Source organism: Pseudoduganella sp. HUAS MS19, assembly GCF_053615455.1.
This window is the reverse complement of sequence record NZ_CM132133.1, coordinates 3107027-3130888: the sequence shown is the minus strand read 5'-3', so window position 1 is coordinate 3130888 and position 23862 is coordinate 3107027. Positions and strand designations below refer to the sequence as shown.

Below are 23862 nucleotides of genomic sequence, written 5' to 3'. Positions count from 1 at the left end.
ACCATGAATCTCGTGCTGCAAGGCGTCGGCGAATGCGCCCCCCGCCTGCAGCGCATTGCCGCCCTGACCGCGCCGAAGAAAGTGGTAACCGTTTCCGGCAACGCCGTGCGCTGCGAAGGAATCAGCTTCACGCCAGCCCTGCGCCAGACCATCGAGATCGCAGCCCAGGCAGCCCAGCTCGACGCGACCTACATGATGGGAGTGCGCCGCCTGGACGAATTCAAGCTGGTCGCGATGGATATGGATTCGACCCTGATCACGATCGAGTGCATCGACGAAATCGCCGACATGCAAGGCCTGAAGCCGCAAGTAGCCGAAATCACCGAAGCGGCCATGCGCGGCGAGCTCGATTTCTCCGAAAGTCTGAAACGCCGCGTGGCGCTGCTGGAAGGCCTGGAAGCCTCGGCCCTCGAGCGCGTCTACGAAGAACGCCTGCGCCTGTCGATGGGCGCCGAGGAAATGCTGAAAGCGGTGCAGGCCGCCGGCCTGAAAACCCTGCTGGTATCGGGCGGCTTCACCTTCTTCACCGAGCGCCTGAAAACCCGCCTCGGCCTCGACTTCACCCGCGCCAACGAGCTGGAAATCGTGGACGGCAAACTGACCGGCAAGGTCATCGGCGAAATCGTCGACGCCACCGTCAAGCGCAACACCGTCGAACACGTCTGCGCCGCCATCGGCATCCTGCCCGAGCAAGCCATCGTGATGGGAGACGGCGCCAACGACCTGAAGATGATGAGCATCGCCGGCCTGTCGGTCGCCTTCCGCGCCAAGCCCGTGGTGCGCGAACAAGCCAACGTCGCCCTCAACTTCGTCGGCCTGGACGGCATCCTCAACCTGCTAGCGCATTAAAAGTCGGGGTCAGGTCCGGCAATCGGACATTTTGTCCGCTCGCCAGACCTGTTCATTGGTAATTCTTTCGTCTAGAACAATTCATCCAGCATCAAATGGAACTGGAGCTTCCTCCGGTCCAGGTCACGGACGCCATACTGCGCCAGGAAGCGTTCCTGCAGTGATGCGCCGAACTCGCCGAGGCAATTCCAGGCTATTGCGAGGTCCTGGTAACGATCGGCGATACCGACTCGCCCGGCGTCAATACAGCCCGCAACCTCCCCGTCCTGGATAAGGAGATTATCCAGGGAGAAATCGCCATGGGTAACCACGGGATCGGGCGCCATCGGCAGCAGGCCTTGCATTGCCTGCCAAACCTGTTCGGCGCTCCAACCCTCCCGATCCTCGTCGAAATCGTCCTCGTCCACCAGGTTGGCATCGATGCGCGCTCGCGCACGAAGCAGCCGATGCTCATGATTGCTGGTGAAGGGACAATCGCCGACCGGGATTGCGTGTATCCGGCGCAGGAACACAGCGATGGCGTCCACAATAGCGGTACGGCGGTCCGGGCTCGACACCATAAGCTGGTAAGCAGTTACGCCAGGCACCTCCGTCATCAGCAACCAGGCCTCTTTGGGGGTGCGGACGAAACGCACAACTGCCGGCATGGGTATATGTCCTCCCAGCCAACGCAACCTCACCATTTCTTCGCTGATGTCGTCGGCCACTCCCCCCACGCCATACTTCAAAAACAAGTCGGGAGCATTTGCCTTTCCATGCAGTCGGCAAACTGCGCTTCCCGATTGGCCAACAGTATTACGAGTCCATCGATATCCCGCCATCGCGACCGAAATGTCGGCCGGCAGAGGCATGATATCGTCCAGGAATTCTTCGTCGGTCAACTCACGGGAAGATTCAAGTCTCTCAGAAAAATTCATATTCAGTCTCAATGAGTAAAGCGCAAGGCAAGGTAAATTCGCGGCATGTGGACTTACCCCGATTTAAACGCTGACCACAACGTGACGCCGAATATGGCCAATGAGCCAACGCCTGCAGCGAGTCCCATAGCGCCCAATACCATAAGCGTAAGCCAGAATCTAATGGGAGCACCGCTTCTTACAACGGGCCTGAAACTCCCGTCATCAAATGCGCCGCGTTCAAGCGCTGCCATGACCGACCAGATATTCGCATACCCAATGACGAACAAAAACACCGCGCAAGAAAGAACTTGAGGTATGCCATCAGCCAGGAATATCGTCAATAACGCAATTGCAAGGACGACCAGCCCCGCAAAAATGAGTCGATAACGCTTACGCTGCATGCAGAGCCTTGAAAAATTTGCTGGACCTGACCTTAAGCCACGACACCGCGTTCCCGCAGCGCGGCGATCTCGGCGTCAGGCAAACCCAATGCAGACAACACGCAGTCAGTATGTTCGCCCAGCGTCGGCCCCTGCCAGCGCACTTCCCCCGGCGTTTCGGACAGCTTAGGCACGATGCCAGGCATTTTGACGTGCACGCCGTCCGGCAACTCCGTCTCCAGCAGCATATCGCGCGCCTGGTAATGCGGGTCGGCGACGATATCCTTGACCGAATAAATACGGCCCGCCGGCACTTCGGCGCGCTCCAGTACCGCCAGTACTTCGTCGATGGTATGGGCCGAAGTCCAGCCGGCAATCGCAGCATCGATCAGCTTTTCCTGCGCCGCGCGGCCATCGTTCTGCGCGAACTGGGGGTCTTCCGCCATGTCGGCCCGGCCGATGGCGTGCATCAGGCGCTTGTATATCGGGTTGCTGTTGCCGGCGATGACCACATACGAACCGTCGCGCGTGGGATAGGTATTGGATGGTGCGATACCCGGCAAGGCGCCACCGCTTCGCTCACGCACATGGCCAAGCAGGTCGTACTCCGGCACCAGCGATTCCATCAGATTGAAAACACTCTCGACCAGCGATACGTCCACCACCTGCCCATCGCCGTTCCCCATCTTCACACGCAGCACGGACATCAGAGCGCCCATCACAGCATGCAGCGACGCAAGCGAATCGCCAAGGCTCACGCCAACGCGAGCCGGTACGCCGCCCGCCTCGCCCGTGGTGTAACGAATGCCGCCCATTGCCTCGCCGATCGCGCCGAAACCCGGGCGATCCTTGTATGGGCCGGTCTGGCCGTAACCCGAGATGCGCACCATGGTCAGCTTCGGATTCAAGGCATGCAGCACATCCCAGCCAAGGCCCAGCTTCTCCAGCGCGCCAGGCTTCATATTCTCAATCAGCACATCGGCGTCGGCACACAATTGCTTGACCAGCGCAATGCCCTCGGGCGCCTTCAGGTTGATGGAAATGGACTTCTTGTTGCGCGACTGCAGGTACCACCACAACGACGTGCCCTTATGCAGCTTGCGCCATTTGCGGATCGGGTCGCCCTCGCCCGGCGCTTCAATCTTGATGACTTCGGCCCCGAATTCCGCCATCAGCCGGGCCGCAAACGGCGCCGCAATCAGCGTCCCAATCTCGATAACCTTAATTCCCAGCAACGGACCCGCCATTTCGCCCACTCCTCTTGCAATTACATTATCATTAGCGCCAAACCAATCATTCTAACCGGAGGCGAAAAATGCTGTACAAGGGAAGCTGCCATTGCGGCAATGTGAGGTTTGAGGCAGAAGGCAATATCGATGGGCTGGTAGCCTGCAATTGCTCCATCTGCCAGCGCAAAGGCGCTTTGATGTGGTTTATTCCGCGCGCCAGCCTGAAACTGCTGACGCCCGAAGAAGACCAGGCAAGCTACGTTTTCAACAAGCACGTGATCAGGCACCGCTTCTGCCCGAAATGCGGCATTCACACCTACGGCGAAGGCACAGCGCCGAATGGCAGCGAAATGGCCGCCGTCAACGCTCGCGTGCTGGAAGACATTGAGCTGGACAGCTACCCTGTCCAGCATTACGACGGACGCAAACTGTAAGGAGCCAACATGGCACAAGAACTCGTTTTCGACAACCAGACGCGATCGGCCAAAGACTGGGCATTCTGGCTTTACCTCGGCCACGGGCTGAGCGTATTCTTCACGCTCGGCGCCGCGTCCTTTATCCCGCTGATCCTGAACTACGTCAAACGCGACGACAGCGCCGGCACCTTCGTGCATAGCCACCACGGCTGGATGATCCGCTCGTTCTGGTGGTACCTGGTGTGGATCGCCGTCGGCTGGGTGCTGTTCATCACCATCTTCGGCATCCCGCTCGCGTGGCTGGTCTGGGTCGGCGCCTGGCTGTGGAAGATCTACCGCCTGATTCGCGGCATCACCGCCCTCAATAACAACGCGCCGGTCGGCAACTCATAAAGTACGCAGGAAGGCCACCAGGTCGGCCTTCTCTGCCGCCGACAGTTTCGTCTCGAGGATCAGGTTGAAGAACTCCACCGTGTCCTCGAGCGTCAGCAGCCGTCCATCATGCAGGTAAGGCGGCGATTCCTTGATTCCCCTTAGCGGGAAGGTCTTGATCGGGCCATCGCCCACCATCATGGCGCCCTTCACTTCGTGCGGCTTGAAGAAGCGCTCCGTGCGCAGGTTGTGCATCAGGTTGTCGCTGTAGTGTGGCGGCGTGTGGCACGTAACGCATTGGGCCTTGCCGAAGAAGAGCGCCTGGCCGCGCAGTTCCTGCTCATTGGCTTTGCGCGGATCGAGTTTGCCGTTGACGCCCAGCTTTGGCGCCGGCGGGAAGTCGAGGATGTTCTGGAACTCGCCCATAAAGTGCACCTGGCTGCCGCGCTCCAGCACATTGACCCCCTTCTTCGTTGCGATCACCGGGTCGCCGTCAAAGTACGCGGCGCGCTGTTCGAATTCTGTGAAGTCCTCCACGGATTTCAGCGCACGCTGAGAGCCGAACAGCTGCTGCAGGTTCACGCCTCGCAGCGAAGGCGTGTCGATGCGATGCCGGAAAGCCTGCGGCCGGGCGTCGCCCGCCAGGTGGGTTGAGGCATTGGTGTGGCCGTTCGCATGACAATCGAAACACGTGACGCCGCGGCTTGGACGTTCCGACCGCCGATCCTCGGTCTGGTTGAATTGCTGTTGCGGGAATGGCGTCAGCAACAGGCGCAGTCCTTCGAGCTGCTTCGGGTTCAGGATGCCGTTGAACATCTGGTGGAAGTTGTCGATGGTCAGCAGCTTGCCTTTCGAGACATCCCCCAGGTCGGGACGCGTGGTCAGGAAAATCGGCGCGGGGAATTCCGGCAGCAAGTGGTCCGGGAAGTCGAACGCGAGATCGAAGCGATTGAGGTCGCGCTGTTCCTGTTTCTTGATCTCGTCGATGTGGAACTGGGGGAACAGCATCCCGCCTTCAGGATGGTTCGGGTGCGGCAGCGGCAGGAAGCCGTTCGGGTACAGTCCCTTCTCACGGATTTCCTCCGGGCTCATTGCGCCCAGTTTGTCCCAGCTTGCACCCCGCGGCAGCTTGACCCGTACGCCCTCCTGGACCGCCTTTCCTCGGAACATGGTGACGCCCTTCGCTGGCCGGTTCGACAAGTCATAGCGGCTCTCCAGGAAGGCCGCCTGCTCTCGGATCAGGCCAGCCCGCGCCGCCTTCATCCTTTCGAACGTGGCTTGGAAATCCTCTTTCGCCACCACAGGCATATAACTGGAAGGCGGCGCTGCCGAAATCAAACACGTAGCGCCACACAGCACGGCGCCTGCTGCAATCTTCAGAATTTGCATGACGGTCTCCCCTGCTTGATGTCCGACCAATTTAAGCAAGTAGGGAAGATCGATCAATACGCGCACGCCATTGTATTGATCAATCGCAGGGATAGCTAACTAGCTACATGGTTGCCAGGGCGCGCTCGATATCGGTGATCAGGTCTTCGGGGTCCTCAAGGCCGATGTTGAAGCGGACCAGGATGCCCTTCTCCTTCCAGTTCTTGCGCATGGCCTGGATGCGGTATGGGATGCACAGGCTGTGCGCGCCGCCCCAGCTATAGCCGATGCCGAACAGCTTGAGCGAATCCACAAAGCGGTCGGTTTGCTCTTCAGTGAATTTCTCGTCGAACAGCACGGAGAACAGGCCGCCGGCGCCGGCGAAGTCGCGCTTCCAGTTTTCGTGCCCGGGGCAGTCTTCCAAGGCGGGGTGCAGGACCTTACGGATCTCGGGACGGGCTTTGAGCCAGCTTGCCACCTTGCGCGCCGAAGCGTCATGCGTTTCGAAACGGATCTTCAGCGTGGGCAGGTTGCGCAGCACGAGGTAAGTGTCGTCGGCGCTCACGCCCATGCCCAGGCGCATGTGGGCCATGCTGAGGCGTTCGTGCAGCAACGGATCGCGCGTGACCAGTGCCCCCATCAGCACATCGGAACCGCCCGACTGGTATTTGGTCAGGGCCTGCATCACGATATCGACGCCCAGATCGAAGCCGCGCAGGGCCAGGCCGGCCGACCAAGTGTTGTCGAGTGCGACCAGCACGCCCTTTTGCTTCGCCGCGTCGCAGATTGCGCGCAGGTCGGGTACCTCCATCGACACCGATCCGGGAGCCTCGGTCCAGATCAGGCGAGTGTTTGGCTGGATCAGTTCTGCGATGCCGGCGCCGATCATCGGGTCGTACAGGCGCGCGGTGATGCCGAAATCAGCGCTCAGCCATCTGCCGAGGTCGCGGTTTGGGCTGTAGACGTTGTCGGGCAACAGGACATCGTCGCCCGATTTCAGCAGAGCGAAGTCGCACATGGCGATGGCGGCGAGGCCGCTGGGGGCCAGCAGGCAGTGCGTGCCGCCTTCGATTTCGGCCAAGCGGGCTTCCAGGGTGAAGGTGGTGGGCGTTCCGTGCAGGCCGTAGGTGTAGGCGTTCTTTTCTTTCCAGTCGCCCGAGCGCATGGCGGCGACATTCTTGAACAGGACGGTCGACGCATGGTGGATCGCGCTGGGGAAGGCGGAGAAGCCCTCGGGCGGCACGTAGTCCGTATGGATGATTTGGGTTTGCAGGTGCTTTTTGGTCATGCACCTATTCTAACCAAAACCGGTGAAGCGGGGTCTGACCCGCAGGGTCAGACCCCGGATGTGCAAAGGCCGCGGATTCAACCAGATCCCGCGGCCTCCGAGCAGACAGGGTCAGACCCTTGGGTCTGACCCTGGTATACCGGTTTTTACTGAGCCTCACCCCACAAGTCGTGCGCATCGGCAGTCGTGATCTCAACATCGAAGAACTGCCCCACCGCCAGCTTCTTCTTTGGATCGAACGGACGCTTGACGTGCACCACGCCATCAATTTCGGGCGCATCCGCAGCCGAGCGGCCAATTGCGCCGCTAGGAGTCAGCTCATCGATCAGCACCTTGACAGTGGTGCCAATCTTCGCCTTCAGGCGATTGCGCGAAATTTCCTCCTGCAGCAGCATCACGCGGCCGCGACGCTCTTCACGCACTTCTTCCGGGACCGGGTTCGCCAGTTCGTTGGCGCTTGCACCTTCCACCGGCGAGTAGGCGAAGCAACCCAGGCGATCGATCTGCGCTTCCTTCAGGAAGTCCAGCAGATACTCGAATTCGGCCTCGGTCTCGCCTGGGAAGCCAGCGATAAAGGTCGAACGGATCGTCAGGTTCGGATTCATCTCGCGCCATTTCAGGATGCGCTCGAGGTTCTTTTCGCCGGAAGCCGGGCGCTTCATGCGCTTCAGCACTTCAGGGTGGGCGTGCTGCATCGGAATGTCCAGGTAAGGCAGGATATGCCCGTCGCCCATCATCGGGATGATTTCATCCACGTGCGGGTAAGGGTAAACGTAGTGCAAACGCACCCACGCGCCATACTGCCTGGCCAGTTCACCCAGGGCCTGGGTCAGCTGGGTCATGTGGGTCTTCACCGGACGGCCGTTCCAGAAGCCGGAACGGAACTTCACGTCCACGCCGTAAGCGGAAGTGTCCTGCGAAATCACCAGCAGCTCCTTCACGCCGGCCTTGAACAGGTTCTCGGCTTCCAGCATCAATTCAGCGATCGGACGCGATACCAGGTCGCCGCGCATCGAAGGGATGATGCAGAACGAGCAGCGATGGTTGCAGCCTTCGGAAATCTTCAGGTAAGCGTAGTGCTTAGGGGTCAGTTTGATACCCTGCGGCGGCAGCAGGTCGATGAACGGCTCGTGCGGCTTAGGCAGATGGGTGTGCACCTGGGCCATCACCTCGCCCACCGCGTGCGGGCCGGTCACGGCCAGCACCTTCGGGTGCACCTTCTGGATGATGTCGTCGCCATCCTTGTCCTTCTTGGCGCCAAGGCAGCCGGTCACGATAACCTTGCCGTTTTCAGCCAGCGCTTCGCCGATGGCGTCCAGGGATTCCTGCACGGCGGCGTCGATGAAACCGCAGGTATTCACGATCACGAGGTCGGCGCCGTCGTAGGACTTGGCGGTCTCGTAGCCTTCAGCGCGAAGCTGGGTCAGGATCTGTTCGGAGTCGACCAGCGCCTTAGGGCAGCCGAGGGAAACAAAACCTACTTTTGGAGCTGGTGCGCCGTCGGCTGAAGTGATGCGGGTGATTTGCTTGGATTGCATGGCAGAAAGCTGATGATTCAGGGCAATCCACCATTATAGCAAAAGGGGACGTAAAAAAATGGGGACGTACCCCATTTTTTACGGCCCCCTTTTTGCTTATTTCTTATCCGTTGGCGGTGCAGCAAACGGGAAGCTGCCGAAGATATTCTTGCTCTGGTTCTGCATTTGCTCTTGCATTTGCACAAACAGGCTCTTCGACTGGTCGATGTAATTATTCATCATCCCCTGCATGATCGGCGCTTGCACATTCATAAACTGGGTCCACATTTCTGGGCTGAAGGTTTTGCCATCGAAAGTAGCGGCGCCCTGCGTGAATTTGCGCTGGATATCGGTAAATGCCTGGATATTCTTTTCCAGGTAAGAACCCATCATGCCTTGCATGGCATGGCCGTAGAAGCGGATGATTTGCGCCAGTACATCGGTAGAGAACATCGGAACGCCGCTTGCCTCTTCCTCCAGGATGATCTGGAGCAGGATGCTGCGGGTCAGGTCTTCATTGGTCTTGGCGTCGACAACAGTGAATTCCTCGGCGTCGAGCACGAGTTGTTTCACGTCCGTCAGGGTAATGTAGGAACTGGTCTGGGTATCGTAAAGACGGCGATTGGGGTATTTCTTAATCAAACGTTCAGTACTTTTTTTTGCACTACTCATCGCTGTGTCCCGTTGATAATATTTGCAACCCCATTATAGGGCGAAAAAAAAGCTTTTGGCACGACAATATTGCATTGCAACTTAACGTTACCAAAAATCAATCCGCCTTAGCCTTCACATAACGCCCTGGTGCCGGTTCGACCGGTTCGTACTTCGCGTTGCCGAGCTTGCTACGCGCCTTCACATCCTTGCCGCCATGGGCCGCCAGGAATTCCGACCATTCGCCCCACCAGCTTCCCGGATGCTCGGTCGCGCCATTGAACCATTCTTCATGCGAGGCCGGACGGGCATCGTTAGTCCAGTAGTTGCGCTTCTTCTTGGCAGCCGGGTTGATCACGCCGGCAATGTGGCCCGATGCGCCCAGGATGAATTTGTTGAGCTCCGGATTCTTGTTGTTCAGGATCCTGGTCGACTGGTATGCCGAGTTCCACGGCACGATATGGTCTTCGCGCGAAGCGTAGATGAAGGCCGGCGCCTGGATCTTCGACAGATCGACCTTTTCGCCAGCCACGGTCAGCTTGCCCGGGACTTTCAGGCTGTTTTCCAGGTAGGTATTGCGCAGGTACCAGCAGAACATCGGGCCAGGCAGGTTGGTCGAGTCGGAATTCCAGTACAGCAGGTCGAACGGCGGCGGCTCGTTGCCCTTCAGGTAGTTGGACTGCACGTAGTTCCATACCAGGTCGTTAGGGCGCAGGCTGGAGAAAGTGCTGGCCAGGTCGCGGCCCGGCATCAGGCCACCGGATTTGAGGGTCTGCTCGCGCAGTTGCACCTGCGGCTCGTCGACGAACACATTCAGCACACCGGTGTCGCTGAAGTCCAGGAAAGTGGTCAGCAGCGTAATGCCGGCAGCCGGCTGTTCGCCGCGCGCCGCCAGCACGGCCAGCGCCGTCGACAGCAAGGTGCCGCCGACGCAGAAGCCCAGCACATTGAGCTTGTCCTGCCTGGTGATTTCGCGGGCGATATTGATCGCGTTGATCGTGCCCTTTTCGATGTAATCGTCCCACGTGGTGTTGGCCAGCGACTGGTCCGGATTGCGCCAGGAGACCAGGAACACGGTATTGCCCTGCTCCACCGCATAGCGCACCAGGGAATTCTCCGGTTGCAGGTCCAGGATGTAGTATTTGTTGATGCAAGGCGGCACCATCAGCAGCGGGCGTTCGTGCACGGTCTTGGTCAGCGGGGTGTACTGGATCAGCTGGAACAGTTCATTCTCATACACCACCTGGCCTTCGGTGGTGGCCAGGTTGCGGCCTACTTCGAAGGCCTTTTCATCGGACAGGGAAATATGGCCCTTCTGGATATCGCCCAGCAGGTTGGCCAGCCCTTTGGTCAAGCTTTCGCCCTTGGTTTCGATCAGTTTCTGGTGCGCTTCCGGGTTCGTAGCCAGGAAGTTGGCCGGCGACATGGCATCGACCACCTGCTGCACGGCGAAGCGGATTTTCTGCTTCTGGTGCGGGCTAGCGTCAACGGCTTCCGCCATTTGCATGAGGAATTTGCTGTTTAGCAGGTATGATGCCGCATTGAACGCGGACACCGGATTGCCCTGCCAGGCTTCGGAGGAAAAGCGGCGGTCTTTCAGGGACGGCGCTTTTCCGGTGGTCAGGAATTCCTGCCACAGCGCACCGAACTCGCCCATGTACTCGTTTCGCAGTTGTTCCATTGCCTCGGGGCGGACGGAAGCACCTGCATCGCGCAGCAGTGCGGCGCCTGGGACAGCATCCATTTCCGGCATCATCTTGAACCAGGATTGCCATTGGTTGGGATCGCTGATTTGCGCCATCCATGCGTTTGCGAAGGCTTGCGGGTCGGGCATGTTCATTTTTTGAGTCCATTCAGAAATTAAAAAGACTACTTATGTTGATTGTTGCTATTGCCTGGCTCTACGTCACAATACTGATGGCTTTCACGGAACCGACCGTGGTCGCCGGCATCATGACCTTCCTGCTCTATGGCTTGTTGCCATTAGGAATACTATTTTATCTAACTGGCGGCAAACGCCGCAAACGCAAACGGGCAGCCGAAGCCGCCCGTCGTAATGATCCACCTACTCCTTGATCCAGATCAAACTGGCCTGCCTTCCAGTGACCTTGTCCCTGCGGTAGGAATAGAAGCGGCTGGCATCGGTCACCGTGCATAAATCGCCGCCGCTGACCTCCATGACGCCGACCCGGCGCAGGGCCAGCCGCGCCAAGGCGTAAATGTCCGCCAGGTATTTGCCCGGAATGCCCGGACGGTCAATGAAGGCGGCACGTACCGCCGCCTCATCCACCGCCGCGCCATCGGCGCCGGCCAGGAAGGCCGCCAGGACGTCTTCGCCGACTTCGAATTCCTGCGGGCCGATCGCCGGACCAAGCCAGGCGATGATCTCGCCGTCATCTTCACCACTGCCCGATTCGGCGCGCATGGCGTCCACTGTCGCCTCGAGGATACCCCCGGCCAGGCTGCGCCAGCCGGCATGGGCCGCCCCAACGACGGTGCCGGCACGGTTGGTGAGCAGCACCGGCAAACAATCCGCAGTCTGGATCGCGCACACGGCGCCCGGCATGGCCGCGATGCTGGCGTCCGCCTCCGGCACTTCGCCCCGCCCAAGCCGGTCGGCGCGCACTACGGCGGTGCCGTGGACCTGCGCCAGCCAGGCCGGCTCGGTCGGCAAGCGGCCGCACAGGATCGCCCGGTTGAACGCCACGTTCGATGGATCGTCACCAACGTGAACACCCAGATTCAGGCCGCCTCCCGTCGTGGGGATGGCCTGCGGACCAGGTCCATATGGCTCAGGACTCACGCCGCCGCGCCTCGTGGTACAGACAAAACCGATATTGGCCGGCGCGCCGGGCCAGTCAGGCACCAGCCATTGCGCCCCTTGGAAAGATTGCTGCATTTATTCGTCGTCGAATTCGTCGTCGTAGATATCGTAGTCTTCGTACTCGCCATGGGTGGCCGCGGCGGCCGACAGGACGGACTCATCCGGTTCCTCGATGCCTGCGCGCTCCATCAGTTCCTTGAAGTCATCGGCCAGCGGAACCAGCCACTCCATCTGATCGCCGGTCGCGGGATGCACCAGGCCGAGACGGCGTGCCTGTAGCGCCTGGCGCGGGAATACGCTGGCCATGTGCTGCTTGCCATAGACCTGGTCGCCGATCAGCGAGAAGCCCAGGTGCGCCATATGGACGCGGATCTGGTGGGTGCGGCCCGTCTCCAGGCGGCACTGCACCAGCGACACCGGGCGCCCGTCCAGCGTGCCTTCGGCCAGGCGCTGGTAGTGGGTAATGGCTGGTTTCGAGCCCATGCTGGTCGACACCGCCATTTTGACGCGGTCCTTCTGGTCGCGGCCCATCGACGCGTCGATGGTGCCGCTCATGCGCGGTGTACCCCACACGATGCACCAGTAAACGCGTTTCACGGTACGCGCTTGCAGCTGGCGCACCAGGTCGGTCTGGGTCGGCAGGTCCTTGCCCACCACCATCAGGCCGCTGGTGTCCTTGTCCAGGCGGTGCACGATGCCTGCACGCGGTACGCCGCCCAGTTGCGGCCAGCGATGCAGCAGGCCGTTCAACATGGTGCCGGACCAGTTGCCGGCGCCCGGATGAACCACCAGGCCCGCCGGCTTATTAATCACTAGCAGGTGATCGTCTTCGAAAACAATATCGAGCGGCACTTCTTCCGGGGTGAACGCCACGTCTTCCGGCGCCGGCTGGGGAATCACCAGGATTTTTTCATCGCCATAGACGGTGGCGCGGATTTTGGCCGGCTTGCCGTCGACGGTAATATGGCCTTCTTCGATCCAGGACTGCAGGCGGCCGCGCGAAAACTGCGGCACCAGGCGTGCCACCACCTTGTCCAGGCGTTCGCCGCAGTCCGACTTGCTCAGTTCGAGTTCGATCGGCGCGAGGGGATCGGCCGTTAAATCACCTTCAAAATCGGCGTCAAAATCGTTATCAGGCACTTGTTCTGCCGAATTCATCTCAGGTTTCAATATCACAGCATTCCCATCGGCTATAATCAGCCAAGTTTAGTATTTTGGTTAACGATTCCTTGCACATCAACATGCAAAAAAAATTATCAGTAGTTGCAGCAACAGTCGTACTGTTTAGTTTGTCAGCTTGTGGCCTGTTACCAGAACGCGCGGACGAGACTCGAGGCTGGTCCGCAACGAAATTATACTCGGAGGCCAAGGATGAACAGGCTAGCGGCAACTACGAACGTGCCGTCCAGCTCTTCGAGCGCCTCGAATCCAGCTATCCGTTCGGCACCTATGCGCAGCAGGCGCAGATGGAAATCGCTTATTCCCACTACAAGGCACAGGACCAGGCCCAGGCGCTGGCAGCCGTGGAGCGCTTCATCAAGCTGCACCCGAACCATCCAAACGTTGACTACATGTACTACCTGCGTGGCCTGGTGAACTTCAATGATTCCATCGGCCTGCTGAACTTCCTGTACGAACAAGACCCTGCGGAACGCGATCCGAAAGCAACCCGTGAAGCGTTCGCTGCCTTCAAAGCCCTGGTCGAGAAGTTTCCAGAAAGCAAATACACGCCTGACGCGATTGATCGCATGAAGTACCTCATTAATGCGATGGCGAAATATGAAGTGTATGTGGCGCGTTATTACTACCGCCGCGGCGCCTACCTGGCGGCGATCAACCGCGCCCAGGGCGTCCTGACCGATTACGCCGATTCGCCATCGATCGAAGAAGCGCTGGCCATCATGTACCGCGGCTACGACAAGATGGGCAATATGACCCTGCGCGACGATACCAAGCGCGTCTTCGTGAAAAACTTCCCTGACAGCAAGATGTTGGAAGATGACGGGAGCAAGAAGAAGGCCTGGTACAACATCTGGTAATGCCTTGAGCGCCTGCCCCGCCGGGCAGGCGCGGCGCCGTCAGGCTGCGATCTTGCGGCGGAATACCCAGGTAGTATCGTTCGAGGCGTCCGCTTCGAACTTGTATCCATCCACATCGAAATTCTTCAGTCTTGCCGGATCGGTGATGTTATTCACTGCCGCGTAACGTGCCAGCATGCCGCGCGCGCGTTTGGCGAAGAAGGAGATGATCTTGTATTTGCCGCCCTTCCAGTCTTCGAACACTGGCGTGATGACCGGCATATTCAGTTTCTTCGGCTTGACCGACTTGAAATACTCGTCCGAAGCCAGGTTAACCAGGACCGGCGAGCCTTCCTTGTTCAGCGCCTCGGTAATCATGTCGCCCCAGAACTCATAAAGATTCTTGCCGCGCGGATTTTGCAGGCGGGTACCCATTTCCAGGCGATGCGGGTGGATCAGGTCCAAAGGCTTCAACATGCCGTACAGGCCGGACAGGATGCGGATGCGCGACTGGGTGTAATCAAGCTGTTTGGCCGACATGGAACGTGCATCGAGCCCGTCGTAGACGTCGCCGTTGAAGGTCATGACGGCCTGGCGCGCTTCACTGGTATCCTTGGTCCAGGACGCGTAGCGCGCCACATTCAGCGTCGACAAGGCGTCGGACAGGTCCATCAACTCGCCCAGTTCGTTCGGCGAGAAAACGCGCAGGCGCTCGATCAACTGCTCGGAATGATCGAGAAACGCCGGCTGCGTTGCGAGTTTGGTGCTTGGCGGGGTTTCCAGGTCAAGACTTTTTGCAGGCGACAGCACAATCAGCATAAGATTTCAAAATTCAAAACGAAAAACTTCGACATGATACCCGTTTCACCGCATATTTCACCTAAGCGCATCGTCATCGACACCAATGTCTGCCTCGACCTGTTCGTTTTCCAGGACCCGCGCTGGGCATCCCTGCTGGCGGCGATCGAAAGCGGCGCTGTCGAAGCGATCACCCGCGCCGATTGCCGCGCCGAATACCTGTTCGTACTGAACTACCCTCATCTCCCGCTCGACGAAAGCACGCGCCCTGCCAGTGCGGCCCGTTTCGACCGGTACATCAAAGTGGTGCAACCGCCCGAATCCGGCGCGCGCCTGCCGGTGTGCACCGACCGCGACGACCAGAAGTTCCTGGAACTGGCGCGCGACGCCCAGGCCGATCTCCTGATCACCAAGGACAAAGCGCTGCTCAAGCTGGCCAAGCGGCTGGCGAAAGCCGGCATGTTCAAAGTGATGCAGCCGGAAAAATGGAGCCTGGAAGCTTGACATTCCAGTTTTACCCTCGGGGCAACACTTGTTTTAATCGCCTGCGCTAGAATGGAAAAAATGTCCTTTTCCTAAGCACGATGAAACAACTGACTTCACGTCTGCCCCATATCGGCACCACCATTTTTTCGCGCATGTCGGCCCTGGCCGGACAGCACGGCGCCGTCAACCTGGGCCAGGGCTTTCCCGATTTCGCCTGCGATCCGAAGCTGGTCGACATGGTCACCGTCGCCATGCGCGAAGGCTATAACCAATACCCGACCGGCGTCGGCGCGCTCGAGCTGCGCCAGGCCATCGTCGACAAGATCAGCCATGTCTACGGCCACCACTACGATGTCAACACCGAGATCACCGTCACGCCCGGCGCGACCGAGGCGCTGACCACGGCCATCCTGTGCAGCGTCCATCCGGGCGACGAAGTGATCGTGATCGAACCGGCATACGACAGCTACCTGCCGGCTATTGAACTGGCTGGCGGCGTGCCTGTGCTGGTGCAGATGGAAGTGGCGCCGCATGGCGGCTTCAGCGTGCCATGGGCGCGCGTGGAGGCGGCAGTGACGGAACGCACCCGCATGATCGTCATCAACACGCCGCACAATCCGACCGGCAGCGTGCTGCGCACCGCCGATCTGGAGGCGCTGCGCGAGATCGTGCGCGGCACCGACATCCTGATCCTGTCCGACGAGGTCTACGAGCACATGGTCTACGACGGCCAGCGCCACGAATCCATGTGCCGCTATCCCGACTTGGCCGAGCGCTCGTTCGTCGTTTCCAGCTTCGGCAAAACTTACCACGTGACGGGATGGAAGGTCGGCTATGTCGCCGCACCCGCGACGATGACGCTCGAGTTCCGCAAGGTCCACCAATACAACGTGTTCTCGGTGAACACTCCCATGCAGCACGGCATTGCCAGCTATATGGCCGATCCAGCGCCGTACATCGGCTTGCCCGCCTTCTACCAGCGCAAGCGCGACCTGTTCCGCAAGGGGCTGGAAGGTAGCCGCTTCGAGCTGCTGCCGGCAGACGGCACCTATTTCCAATGCGTGCGCTACGACCGCATTTCCTCGCACTCCGAGGCAGAGTTTGCGGAATGGTTGACGATCGAAGTCAAAGTGGCCGCCATTCCCGTCTCGGCCTTCTACCGCGGCGGCAAGGATTCCGGCATCGTGCGCTTTTGTTTTGCCAAGAAAGACGAGACGCTGGGGCTCGCACTGGAGCGACTGGCGCGCGTGTAACACGAAAGGACAACATCATGAACCAGTACCTCAATAGCTTGCAGGACCTTGGCATGGAAGGTGGATCGCGGCTGGAACCGCCGCCGTCCGTGCTGCATGAACTGAACCTCGCCAACAAGCGCCTGGAGAAGCTATTGGGGGATTTGCGCAACGAGCGCAATGCGGATGCCGACCTGCGCAACATCGCGCGCGAAGTAGCGCGTGCGGTCGAAATGAACCCGGATATCGCACTCGCCTGCCTGTTCCTGAACCAGATTGCCGGCACCTATGCGGTGCGCCATTGCATTGAGACCGCCATCGTGGTCGTACTGGTAGCGCGCGGCCTTGGCAAGGCTTCCGATGAGGTGATTTCCCTGACGGCGGCTGCGCTGACCATGAATGTCGGCATGCTTCGCCATCACGACAACTTCCAGTGCAAACCCGGCACGCTGAATAACGAAGAAATGGCGATCGTCCGCCGCCATCCGGAAGACAGCGCTGAAATGCTGAAATATGCGGGCATAGAGGACGACGAGTGGATTTCCTGCGTCCTGATGCACCATGAGAACGACGACGGCACCGGCTACCCTGCTGGTATGACGCGCGAACAGATCACCAACAACGCGCGCTTGCTAAGCCTGGCCGACCGCTACTGCGCGCGGGTCTCCGCACGCAACTACCGCTGCTCGATGCTGCCCGACGAGGCGCTCGAAAAACTTTTGCACGATCCGCTGCATCCGGCCGATCCCGCCTTGCAGGAACAATTCCACCGCCAGGTTGGCAAATACCCACCCGGCGTGCTGGTGCGGCTGGCGAACGGCGAGCTGGGTGTCGTGACATGTCGCGACAACGGCGATGGCGTTCTGGAAGTGCACTGTATGCGCGATGCGGCAGGCATGACTTTGCCCACCTCAACGCACCGCCGCACCGACCAACCGGAATGCGCTATCCTCGAGGCGCTCACGGAAGACCAGGCGGAACTGCGTTTCAGCATGAAGCAGATCTGGGGCGCGCAAGCCGCGCTCTGAACCGCAGCCCGCTGGGCCCCTTGCTCCAAAGGAGCAACCGGGGAAGGATACCTTCTCGATACCGAGAAAAAGTGGCGCCCCCATCTCCTCCAAAGCGTAGTATATGAGGCGCATCACACCGTCATCAGCTTGGACACGATTACCCATTTCACAAACCGTATGGAGATTCATCGATGGGCTACGATCGGAACTACACGCGAGAAGAAATCCACCAGATCTTGTGCCTGAGTGAGCGTCGCCAGCGTCCTGGCGGCGTCCACCATGGCCATGCAATCAGCCGGCACACCGAACAGCGCGAAGACCCGTTCGACCGCCGCAGCATCAAGCAGGACTCCACCTTCGCTGGCCGCAAAGACCAGATCCTGGCCATCCAGGAAGCCTTGCACGACCCTGTCGGCCAGACTGAATTGGCCAAGCTGAACAATCATGGCGTGAACAGCTGCAAGATCACCGTCCAACTGACCGCCCAGCTTGGAAAAGTCAAGGCCAATGTCGTGCGTAGCCCTATGGTCAGGATCGGAAACCAGAATGTGCCAGCGCAAGGCCCACAGCAATACCTTCACATGGTGGACGTCACTTCTGTCTTTGTACTGATCAACAAGGTGGCGCCGGCGCCGGCGTGGGCGCCGCTGCATATTCAGACTGCTTTCCCCAGCGTCTAGCGCTACCTGACTTCCGCCATAATCAGTGTTCCGCGCTTTCCGTGAACGGGAGCGCGGCAACCGGCTCCCTTACTGCTTGCAATGCCGGCGCGTTTCCGGCCTTGAAGTGATGGCGCTTACGTTTGCCAGCCCTATTCCTGCTTGGCGATGGCGGACATCAGCGTCATCACCAGCTTCATTTGCTGCTGCTCGGCCCCCGTACCTTCGCCGGCGTTGGCCACCACCAGCACACCGTCCTGACGGTCCGGCGCCAGCGCGACCAGCGCATTCCAGTAACCGTTGGAACCCGCGTGCATCAGCATACGCATCGGCGCCTGAGCCGGCCAGTTGGTCTTGACGCCCCAGCCCAGCGCCGAGCCGGAGTCGCCTTGTGGCGCATGCAGGTAGGCGTAACTGGCCGGCGTCAGCAGCTTGCCTTGCCCCCGTTCGCCGGCCATCTGGTCGACCAGGAACTTCGACCAGTCGGTCATCGACATCCGGACCGTAGCACCGGCAGGCGCGAAGAACGGTGGGATGTCCGAACCTGGGCCAGACAGCGGCTTGCCTTTCTTATGCCCTAGCAGTTGGCCGCGTTTCGCCTGCGCGGTATCGACCCGCATGCCGAGCGGTTCGAATACCTGCTCCTGCATCAGCTCTTCGAACGTCTTGCCGGTGGCGCGCTCCGCGATCACAGCGGCGATCATGAAGCCGCTATTCGAATAGCGCGCTTCGGTACGAATAGCGCCAACCGGTGCTTCAGACAGAGCGCGCTGCGCGTATTCCATGCGCAGCACGGGCAACGGGCGCAAGTCCTTACGCGTCGCTTCGATCAGTTTCTCGTCGCTATTGGGCGGCAGGCCTGCGCGGTGCGACAGCAAGTCGGCCAGCGTGACGTCGGCGTATTCGGCGCGCATGCCGGGCAACGGCAGCAACTCCTTCAACGGCGCATCCCACGACAGTTTTCCCTGTTCCACCAGCCGCGCCACCAATGTGGCCGTCATCGCTTTGGCGTCGGAGCCGATATGCCAACTGTCCTGAAGGCTGGCTGGCGCCGCGCTGCCTTTAGCGCGGATGCCCCCGACGGCCTGGGCCTGCGGCTGTCCATCGCGAATGACCAGCACGCCCATGGCTGGAACGCTGCGGTCCTTGAGGGCGCCTGCCAACATCTTGTGCAACTCGTCGCTCGTAACCTGGGCCTGCGCCAAGGCGCTGCCGAACAAAAATAAGGATGCTGCAAAAACTTTGCGCTTCATGGTGTCTCCCGTTGTAAGTGCAGCAAATAGTAAAGCAGGCCAGAAGGCGGGTCCCTGCAAATCCGACCAGATGCTCAAATTCGCGCCTGAACGACCGAAAAGCGCACCTGAACGCCAAAATCAATCAGCGACCAATGTAGTCGGTATTTTCCTGGCAGGATGCTATGCTGCGAAATTTGGGCCTGAGTCACCAGTACCCGGTAAATCACAATGAACCAAACCTCGAGAAATCCGGTGGATGATGTTGACTGGTCCGCCATTGATGGCAGCCTCGCCCCACTTTATGGAAGCCAGCAGCCCAACTTATTGGCACGCTTATCAGTTGCCGAAAGGGGCGGAATTGGCACGGCGCAGCCACTGGCGAAAATTGACGTCCCGGTTGGAACTAAATAATGAAAGCCTTAGCGAAAAACGGCTAAGAAGTAAAGTGTACTAACTCAGACGGAACCTGACAGGTTGCGTCAGATGGCCGACAGCTTCCGCCCCAAAGCGGCCCCTGGCCGCGTCAATACAAGGCGGCTGCTCACTAGCGCACAATTAATGGCTTGTGTCGGCTCTTTGGCCGTTAACCATCACATTCAAAAAAATACAAAGTACAGAACTGGTGCGGCAATTTCAACAGCACCCCAAGCTAAAGCTATTAAATGCCAGCGTTTGGGGAACAGATGATACCGTACCCGCTTATATCCAAAATACACAGCGCCAATCCCAAAGCTCAGTAAAGCAAGTCCGTACGAAAATGCTGACATCACGGCTAGGCCAATCGCATCCCCGGTTAGTGGGTGCCCTGCGTTTCGTGCCGCCGTCAACTGAAGAAATAGAGCTATGAATGCTAATAACGGAAGCCCGCCCAAAACAGCACAGCTTGCTATAACGTTAGGCATCTTTCCCGTCAATGTTTGCATACGAACCGCGCCCTGTAATGTCTGATTTTTGCCGGGAGGAGTCGGCGCACGAGAAACTATGACTTAGCATCCACTAAGTGCTCATACTTCAGCGATAGCTGAAGCTTGAGCCGGGCCAAGCGTTCCAACGTATCTGAACTGATCGCTTCCGAATATTGACCTTTGCTGCTCCGTACTAACAAGGTAACACCACTAACCTGCTGACGTCCCAGCCTTCAACAATGTCACGCCTCGCCTCAAGTTTCTCGAGAAGCTCTTCCAGCAAGAGGTCAGCTGGCTTATCCACATCTGAAGCCTCAATGAAAAGATAATCAAAGGGTCCAAACTTAGTCTTTGGTCCTTGAGCTCTTTTTACGCTTACCGAAGAAACATTTAGCATCTGCTGAACGGTGTCGACTTCCAACTCGATGCAACATAGCCAATAGTGCGCGCTGCGGTGGAGCATGGTCTACTTTCACTGGCCGACAGCGTCGGTTTAGTTGAAATCACGAGTGTATACAAGTTGCAAGAAGGCCGAAACAGCACCACATGCTTGTTGAGTCGTCACCTGAGCTGCATCCATTGACGCATCCAAGGCAAATAGATCACGGACCTTCTCCTTTGCTGACGCAGAAACTGCGACTAATTGAAGGCTCTCGCCAAAATCGACTTGGTCGGGATGCATGGTCTGCAAAATATCCCGACTATATTCCGCACATCGCTTAACAGTGGCTGCATTCTCTTTCTCACCGCCGCAAAATGTCCATTCAACATCCATAAGGCGCTGAGCCAGGAAATCCGTAACCCAAAAATTCTCAGGCTTTAAGCGATATTGAAGGGCTGAAATGAATGCAAAGCGTTCGTCTGACGTCGTTGGGAGTTGCATGGATTAGCGTGTCATGTAAAGCGAATTGCGGAGGTCGGCTTTTGGCCGAATGTGTGCACGGCATCCAAGCGCCTACGAAAAACGCTGAACGAGTTTCGTACAAGTAGACATTGATTGCTCCTTTGCCCAGCGCTCTGCCGAGTCAATTTCGGGTTGCAGCTTTTCAAGCGCCTGCTTATCCCATAATTCGCGAACTGATCCGAGCGGGTAGTCGTCAGTGTCTGAGGCGATCGCAACGAACACCATGAAGTCAGCATCATCGTCATTTACGTTTGCTTCGTGTCGTAGCGCGTCCAATTTCCGAGCGCCCAAGAGGTAGCTCAACCGCCCGTCAAGCATCGCTCGCGCGGTTTCCACCACCTCTAACCGAACAGATTCTACATACTGTTCACGACTCATTTCCTCGCTCATAGTGCACTTAGTTCAAGGTGGCGTTGGGCGTCGGCTCTTCGCTGATCGCCGCAGAGCACGCTATTGAGCTTCAATGCTACTTCAGGACTTCAACCAGCAGCAATAGAGCAATGGCCCATCCTATTGCTTTGACTGTTCCTTGAAACTTTTCAATATTGCTGTTAAGGGCCAAAAGTGCCAGATGTTTCAAGTCTGGTTCCGGCACCGCACTACTTGCTACGTCATTCCCGTCCTCATTCTCAGCCTCCGTCTCTGGCTTAGAACGCAAATCGATCTTCGATAAGCAGAGATTGATAACAGACACATATCCGCGAGCCATTTCTGGATTTTTCAGCGAGTTATCAGTGCGCGACGGACGAAGGAACCAATCGGCGCTCATCGACGGAGGTGCCCAGTCATTGTCCGTATAGATGCCTTCCAGGTCTAAGCCTAAGCTCATTTCTCGCAGAGTACCTGCCGAGATGGCAGAAATGATGGAGTCAAGCATTTGCTGTGACACGTAGGCCGCGACAAACCAAGAATCGTCAAACCCAATTTCCCAATCCCGCCTGATGAACCCTACGTGTACTAAGGGCGGCAACCTCCCTAACTTCTTTTCACGGTTAGAGATGTCCGCTTCATCGTAGGCCCTGAACGTAATATCGACGGCTCGTGATTTATTCGAAGGCTCACCGATAACCGATATGTGCCCCTTCTCAAGCCAAGCTTCCCCCTGAACTCTGAACTGTGGGCTTGGGAGCCGTTCCGGAGCGTCGAAAGTGTGCGACTCTGCCCCGCACATTATTTGCAGCTCAGAAGCAATCAGCCGCATTGTGCGAATGGGGTTTAGATGATACGTTTCACGTTCTCCCGCTGGCGTTAGCAGGATTAATTCCCGCTCACCTTCGGACACAATGTTTACCGTGATTTTTTCATCGTCCCGCATCGCTCCCCCAAATTCCTCTTTCACCAAACTTCAGCACGTTATGGTCGAATGAACCACTCCTAAGCGCCCGGTTCTGGCCGATTGTACTCGGTCACCAAGCTGGCGCATCCCCCCAAAACTGCCGTTACAGCTGGCATTTAAAGCTAAGGTTCCTGTCGAGTCACTCTTGAACCCATCGTATTGACGGCTCTTAGACCTAATAGATCAGGCCTTGGCTCGCTGATATTCCAAGAAATGCATCGCCCACTGTGCTGACTCCGGGTCGGCCTGCTCCGTTCGCGCCACTTCTTCCAGTAGCGATAAAAGCGACTGAGCGCCGACATTTTCAATGCCCCCATTGAGCAGGCGGTTTATCATGGTCAGATTGAATTCGCCAGGGCTGCGCCGCACGGAGTCGACAAGTGCAGATTCGTAGCCACCGGCCCGCTCTATTAAATGGAGAATTTGCCAGAACCCCTCGAATCCATCGTCGTTGGGAAAACGCTCGAAGACGCCGAGGAGCTGGACCACGTCATTCGGGCTAAGCATATCGGCGTCAAGTGCCGCAAGTGAATCGAATAGTTGTTTTAGTTGCCCTTCATCCTCCGGGTTGTCGAACCATCGGAGTTCCAACTCTGCCATACAGAAGTCCTCAACGAAATTTTGAAGCAGCTCGGTGAACAAAGTGCCTGCGTCGAAAGTCTGGTTCTGGCCGGGTACCGCCGGATTGCGCCCTTGCTAATCCGTCGTTTTGTGTTCCAGAATAGGGCCCTGGAAATAGCCACCAGTGGCCACCAACGCCAATATCCGTTCTTGCGACGGGAAGTGTGATGCCTGACTTGGCCACACTTTCAAAACAAAGCCGTCCCACCAACTCTGCGTATCGATCAGATTGACCTTCCCATCGTATACGGAATGATACTCGTACCCGTCCGCCCTGATTTTCCGTACAGCCGTCAAAATCGCTTGTTCTAAGTCAGGTGCGGCGACGTACATGCAAATGACTGCGCCTTGCCAGCTTCCGGGCATCTCGGCATTTGAGCCCCTGGTAACTATAATAGGACATTCAAATAGGCTTAAACCAGGGATGAACAAGGGACTAGAATTCTCTGTCACCTGGGAGCTTACTTTTCCCTCCAACTGGCCAAGGAATATGATGTCCATTGGGATAACCCCAGCGCATGCATTGGCGATTTCCTGCATCTGCTTCTCAGTTGCCGCTCCTGCGTCGACGGCAAGACAAATACGAATAGAATCTTCGCCGTGATGCCTGAGCCTAACTAGATAGGCATTCTTTACCTCGGGGTATTGCAGTAAGCGGCTCATCATCTCGATTCGCAACTCGACCAACCCGTTACCCGCTGGCTCGCCCAGAAATTCCATGGCGGGGCTGGGTACTTGAAATGCCTTAGCGCTCTTTCCCGAGCCAAAAAATTTTCCAAACATTCGATAGCCTTTAACACGATGGGATTTTCACCCATGCTGATTCATTGGTGCGGCAGCTTCTGGCCGAGCACAGCCGGACAGT

The 23862-nt window shown here is 58.2% G+C and carries 25 protein-coding genes; 9 read left to right on the top strand and 16 right to left on the bottom strand.

All coding sequences use genetic code 11. The features are described 5' to 3' along the window. The first annotated feature begins 3 nt into the window (after positions 1-3). Entirely contained in the window at positions 4-849 is an 846-nt protein-coding gene (gene serB, locus ACWBU6_RS14370) for a phosphoserine phosphatase SerB (RefSeq protein WP_452649566.1), read from the top strand. A 71-nt stretch (positions 850-920) separates the two neighbouring features. Here the strand turns inward: serB and ACWBU6_RS14365 are convergent, their stop codons facing one another. Together ACWBU6_RS14365 and ACWBU6_RS14360 are read right to left on the bottom strand one after the other, a co-directional pair. Then, complete coding sequence (locus ACWBU6_RS14365) at positions 921-1700, bottom strand: APH(3')-I family aminoglycoside O-phosphotransferase (RefSeq protein WP_452649565.1); 780 nt, start codon at positions 1698-1700, stop codon at positions 921-923. Positions 1701-2181: 481 nt separating this feature from the next. Then, a complete protein-coding gene (locus ACWBU6_RS14360; RefSeq protein ID WP_452649450.1) occupies positions 2182-3375 on the bottom strand; it encodes a CaiB/BaiF CoA transferase family protein in 1194 nt (397 codons plus the stop codon). Positions 3376-3443: 68 nt separating this feature from the next. On the opposite strand from ACWBU6_RS14360, the gene ACWBU6_RS14355 reads away from it, so the two are divergent. Continuing rightward, positions 3444-3791 (top strand): GFA family protein, encoded by a 348-nt coding sequence (locus ACWBU6_RS14355; RefSeq protein WP_452649449.1) that lies wholly within the window; start codon positions 3444-3446, stop codon positions 3789-3791. Positions 3792-3800: 9 nt separating this feature from the next. Then, entirely contained in the window at positions 3801-4166 is a 366-nt protein-coding gene (locus ACWBU6_RS14350; protein ID WP_452649448.1) for a DUF4870 family protein, read from the top strand. On the opposite strand, the gene ACWBU6_RS14345 is transcribed toward ACWBU6_RS14350, so the two are convergent. The 5 genes from ACWBU6_RS14345 to phaC all read right to left on the bottom strand — a co-directional run bounded on the left by ACWBU6_RS14345 (position 4161) and on the right by phaC (position 10809). Further along, positions 4161-5534: a hypothetical protein gene (locus ACWBU6_RS14345; RefSeq protein ID WP_452649447.1), complete on the bottom strand. Its 1374-nt coding sequence runs from the start codon at positions 5532-5534 to the stop codon at positions 4161-4163. The genes ACWBU6_RS14350 and ACWBU6_RS14345 overlap by 6 nt on opposite strands. 103 nt (positions 5535-5637) lie before the next feature. Continuing rightward, positions 5638-6801 (bottom strand): cystathionine beta-lyase, encoded by a 1164-nt coding sequence (locus ACWBU6_RS14340; RefSeq protein WP_452649446.1) that lies wholly within the window; start codon positions 6799-6801, stop codon positions 5638-5640. A gap of 146 nt (positions 6802-6947) precedes the next feature. Then, positions 6948-8339, bottom strand: a complete 1392-nt coding sequence (rimO, locus tag ACWBU6_RS14335; protein WP_452649445.1) for a 30S ribosomal protein S12 methylthiotransferase RimO — start codon at positions 8337-8339, stop codon at positions 6948-6950. A gap of 96 nt (positions 8340-8435) precedes the next feature. Continuing rightward, a complete protein-coding gene (gene phaR, locus ACWBU6_RS14330; RefSeq protein WP_057265143.1) occupies positions 8436-8990 on the bottom strand; it encodes a polyhydroxyalkanoate synthesis repressor PhaR in 555 nt (184 codons plus the stop codon). Between the two features lie 97 nt (positions 8991-9087). Beyond that, positions 9088-10809 carry a class I poly(R)-hydroxyalkanoic acid synthase gene (gene phaC, locus ACWBU6_RS14325; protein ID WP_452649444.1) on the bottom strand — a complete coding sequence of 574 codons (1722 nt, stop codon included), beginning with the start codon at positions 10807-10809 and terminating at the stop codon, positions 9088-9090. 35 nt (positions 10810-10844) lie between these two features. On the opposite strand from phaC, the gene ACWBU6_RS14320 reads away from it, so the two are divergent. Next, positions 10845-11045 (top strand): hypothetical protein, encoded by a 201-nt coding sequence (locus ACWBU6_RS14320; RefSeq protein ID WP_090442024.1) that lies wholly within the window; start codon positions 10845-10847, stop codon positions 11043-11045. On the opposite strand, the gene pgeF is transcribed toward ACWBU6_RS14320, so the two are convergent. Beyond that, positions 11035-11868, bottom strand: coding sequence for a peptidoglycan editing factor PgeF (gene pgeF, locus ACWBU6_RS14315; protein ID WP_452649443.1), 834 nt, complete (start codon positions 11866-11868; stop codon positions 11035-11037). The two genes, ACWBU6_RS14320 and pgeF, sit on opposite strands and share 11 nt — an antisense overlap. Further along, positions 11869-12951, bottom strand: a complete 1083-nt coding sequence (locus ACWBU6_RS14310; RefSeq protein ID WP_452649442.1) for an RluA family pseudouridine synthase — start codon at positions 12949-12951, stop codon at positions 11869-11871. It lies immediately after the preceding gene. An 83-nt stretch (positions 12952-13034) separates the two neighbouring features. Between ACWBU6_RS14310 and ACWBU6_RS14305 the strand changes: the two genes are divergently transcribed. Next, on the top strand, positions 13035-13832 hold the full coding sequence (locus ACWBU6_RS14305) for an outer membrane protein assembly factor BamD (RefSeq protein WP_452649441.1): 798 nt from the start codon (positions 13035-13037) through the stop codon (positions 13830-13832). 39 nt (positions 13833-13871) lie between these two features. On the opposite strand, the gene yaaA is transcribed toward ACWBU6_RS14305, so the two are convergent. Continuing rightward, positions 13872-14630 carry a peroxide stress protein YaaA gene (gene yaaA, locus ACWBU6_RS14300; RefSeq protein WP_452649440.1) on the bottom strand — a complete coding sequence of 253 codons (759 nt, stop codon included), beginning with the start codon at positions 14628-14630 and terminating at the stop codon, positions 13872-13874. Positions 14631-14663: 33 nt separating this feature from the next. Between yaaA and ACWBU6_RS14295 the strand changes: the two genes are divergently transcribed. From ACWBU6_RS14295 to ACWBU6_RS14280, 4 genes are all read left to right on the top strand, one after another. Then, complete coding sequence (locus ACWBU6_RS14295) at positions 14664-15113, top strand: putative toxin-antitoxin system toxin component, PIN family (protein WP_452649439.1); 450 nt, start codon at positions 14664-14666, stop codon at positions 15111-15113. 80 nt (positions 15114-15193) lie between these two features. Beyond that, positions 15194-16348: a pyridoxal phosphate-dependent aminotransferase gene (locus ACWBU6_RS14290; protein WP_452649438.1), complete on the top strand. Its 1155-nt coding sequence runs from the start codon at positions 15194-15196 to the stop codon at positions 16346-16348. A 17-nt stretch (positions 16349-16365) separates the two neighbouring features. Next, on the top strand, positions 16366-17355 hold the full coding sequence (locus ACWBU6_RS14285) for an HD-GYP domain-containing protein (protein ID WP_452649437.1): 990 nt from the start codon (positions 16366-16368) through the stop codon (positions 17353-17355). A gap of 173 nt (positions 17356-17528) precedes the next feature. Then, positions 17529-18017 carry a hypothetical protein gene (locus ACWBU6_RS14280; protein WP_452649436.1) on the top strand — a complete coding sequence of 163 codons (489 nt, stop codon included), beginning with the start codon at positions 17529-17531 and terminating at the stop codon, positions 18015-18017. A 131-nt stretch (positions 18018-18148) separates the two neighbouring features. Here ACWBU6_RS14280 and ACWBU6_RS14275 read toward each other — a convergent pair whose 3' ends face one another. The 6 genes from ACWBU6_RS14275 to ACWBU6_RS14250 all read right to left on the bottom strand — a co-directional run bounded on the left by ACWBU6_RS14275 (position 18149) and on the right by ACWBU6_RS14250 (position 23780). Beyond that, positions 18149-19249 (bottom strand): serine hydrolase domain-containing protein, encoded by a 1101-nt coding sequence (locus ACWBU6_RS14275; RefSeq protein ID WP_452649435.1) that lies wholly within the window; start codon positions 19247-19249, stop codon positions 18149-18151. Positions 19250-20629: 1380 nt separating this feature from the next. Beyond that, positions 20630-21019, bottom strand: a complete 390-nt coding sequence (locus ACWBU6_RS14270; protein ID WP_452649434.1) for a hypothetical protein — start codon at positions 21017-21019, stop codon at positions 20630-20632. A gap of 72 nt (positions 21020-21091) precedes the next feature. Next, complete coding sequence (locus ACWBU6_RS14265) at positions 21092-21418, bottom strand: DUF2489 domain-containing protein (RefSeq protein WP_452649433.1); 327 nt, start codon at positions 21416-21418, stop codon at positions 21092-21094. An 88-nt stretch (positions 21419-21506) separates the two neighbouring features. Next, a complete protein-coding gene (locus tag ACWBU6_RS14260; protein WP_452649432.1) occupies positions 21507-22355 on the bottom strand; it encodes a hypothetical protein in 849 nt (282 codons plus the stop codon). Positions 22356-22559: 204 nt separating this feature from the next. Next, a complete protein-coding gene (locus tag ACWBU6_RS14255) occupies positions 22560-23018 on the bottom strand; it encodes a hypothetical protein (RefSeq protein ID WP_452649431.1) in 459 nt (152 codons plus the stop codon). A 54-nt stretch (positions 23019-23072) separates the two neighbouring features. Beyond that, positions 23073-23780, bottom strand: a complete 708-nt coding sequence (locus ACWBU6_RS14250; protein ID WP_452649430.1) for an enhanced serine sensitivity protein SseB C-terminal domain-containing protein — start codon at positions 23778-23780, stop codon at positions 23073-23075. Positions 23781-23862: the final 82 nt, after the last annotated feature.

Coding starts and splice junctions, on each gene's coding strand:
- ACWBU6_RS14320 (WP_090442024.1), top strand. CDS start 10,845: ATGTTGATTGTTGCTATTGCCTGGCTCTACGTCACAATACTGATGGCT.
- ACWBU6_RS14260 (WP_452649432.1), bottom strand. CDS start 22,355: ATGCGGGACGATGAAAAAATCACGGTAAACATTGTGTCCGAAGGTGAG.
- ACWBU6_RS14340 (WP_452649446.1), bottom strand. CDS start 6,801: ATGACCAAAAAGCACCTGCAAACCCAAATCATCCATACGGACTACGTG.
- rimO (WP_452649445.1), bottom strand. CDS start 8,339: ATGCAATCCAAGCAAATCACCCGCATCACTTCAGCCGACGGCGCACCA.
- ACWBU6_RS14280 (WP_452649436.1), top strand. CDS start 17,529: ATGGGCTACGATCGGAACTACACGCGAGAAGAAATCCACCAGATCTTG.
- pgeF (WP_452649443.1), bottom strand. CDS start 11,868: ATGCAGCAATCTTTCCAAGGGGCGCAATGGCTGGTGCCTGACTGGCCC.
- ACWBU6_RS14305 (WP_452649441.1), top strand. CDS start 13,035: ATGCAAAAAAAATTATCAGTAGTTGCAGCAACAGTCGTACTGTTTAGT.
- phaC (WP_452649444.1), bottom strand. CDS start 10,809: ATGAACATGCCCGACCCGCAAGCCTTCGCAAACGCATGGATGGCGCAA.
- serB (WP_452649566.1), top strand. CDS start 4: ATGAATCTCGTGCTGCAAGGCGTCGGCGAATGCGCCCCCCGCCTGCAG.
- ACWBU6_RS14265 (WP_452649433.1), bottom strand. CDS start 21,418: ATGAGTCGTGAACAGTATGTAGAATCTGTTCGGTTAGAGGTGGTGGAA.
- ACWBU6_RS14295 (WP_452649439.1), top strand. CDS start 14,664: ATGATACCCGTTTCACCGCATATTTCACCTAAGCGCATCGTCATCGAC.
- ACWBU6_RS14285 (WP_452649437.1), top strand. CDS start 16,366: ATGAACCAGTACCTCAATAGCTTGCAGGACCTTGGCATGGAAGGTGGA.
- ACWBU6_RS14270 (WP_452649434.1), bottom strand. CDS start 21,019: ATGCAACTCCCAACGACGTCAGACGAACGCTTTGCATTCATTTCAGCC.
- ACWBU6_RS14355 (WP_452649449.1), top strand. CDS start 3,444: ATGCTGTACAAGGGAAGCTGCCATTGCGGCAATGTGAGGTTTGAGGCA.
- ACWBU6_RS14360 (WP_452649450.1), bottom strand. CDS start 3,375: ATGGCGGGTCCGTTGCTGGGAATTAAGGTTATCGAGATTGGGACGCTG.
- yaaA (WP_452649440.1), bottom strand. CDS start 14,630: ATGCTGATTGTGCTGTCGCCTGCAAAAAGTCTTGACCTGGAAACCCCG.
- ACWBU6_RS14275 (WP_452649435.1), bottom strand. CDS start 19,249: ATGAAGCGCAAAGTTTTTGCAGCATCCTTATTTTTGTTCGGCAGCGCC.
- ACWBU6_RS14250 (WP_452649430.1), bottom strand. CDS start 23,780: ATGTTTGGAAAATTTTTTGGCTCGGGAAAGAGCGCTAAGGCATTTCAA.
- ACWBU6_RS14350 (WP_452649448.1), top strand. CDS start 3,801: ATGGCACAAGAACTCGTTTTCGACAACCAGACGCGATCGGCCAAAGAC.
- ACWBU6_RS14365 (WP_452649565.1), bottom strand. CDS start 1,700: ATGCCTCTGCCGGCCGACATTTCGGTCGCGATGGCGGGATATCGATGG.
- phaR (WP_057265143.1), bottom strand. CDS start 8,990: ATGAGTAGTGCAAAAAAAAGTACTGAACGTTTGATTAAGAAATACCCC.
- ACWBU6_RS14310 (WP_452649442.1), bottom strand. CDS start 12,951: ATGAATTCGGCAGAACAAGTGCCTGATAACGATTTTGACGCCGATTTT.
- ACWBU6_RS14345 (WP_452649447.1), bottom strand. CDS start 5,534: ATGCAAATTCTGAAGATTGCAGCAGGCGCCGTGCTGTGTGGCGCTACG.
- ACWBU6_RS14290 (WP_452649438.1), top strand. CDS start 15,194: ATGAAACAACTGACTTCACGTCTGCCCCATATCGGCACCACCATTTTT.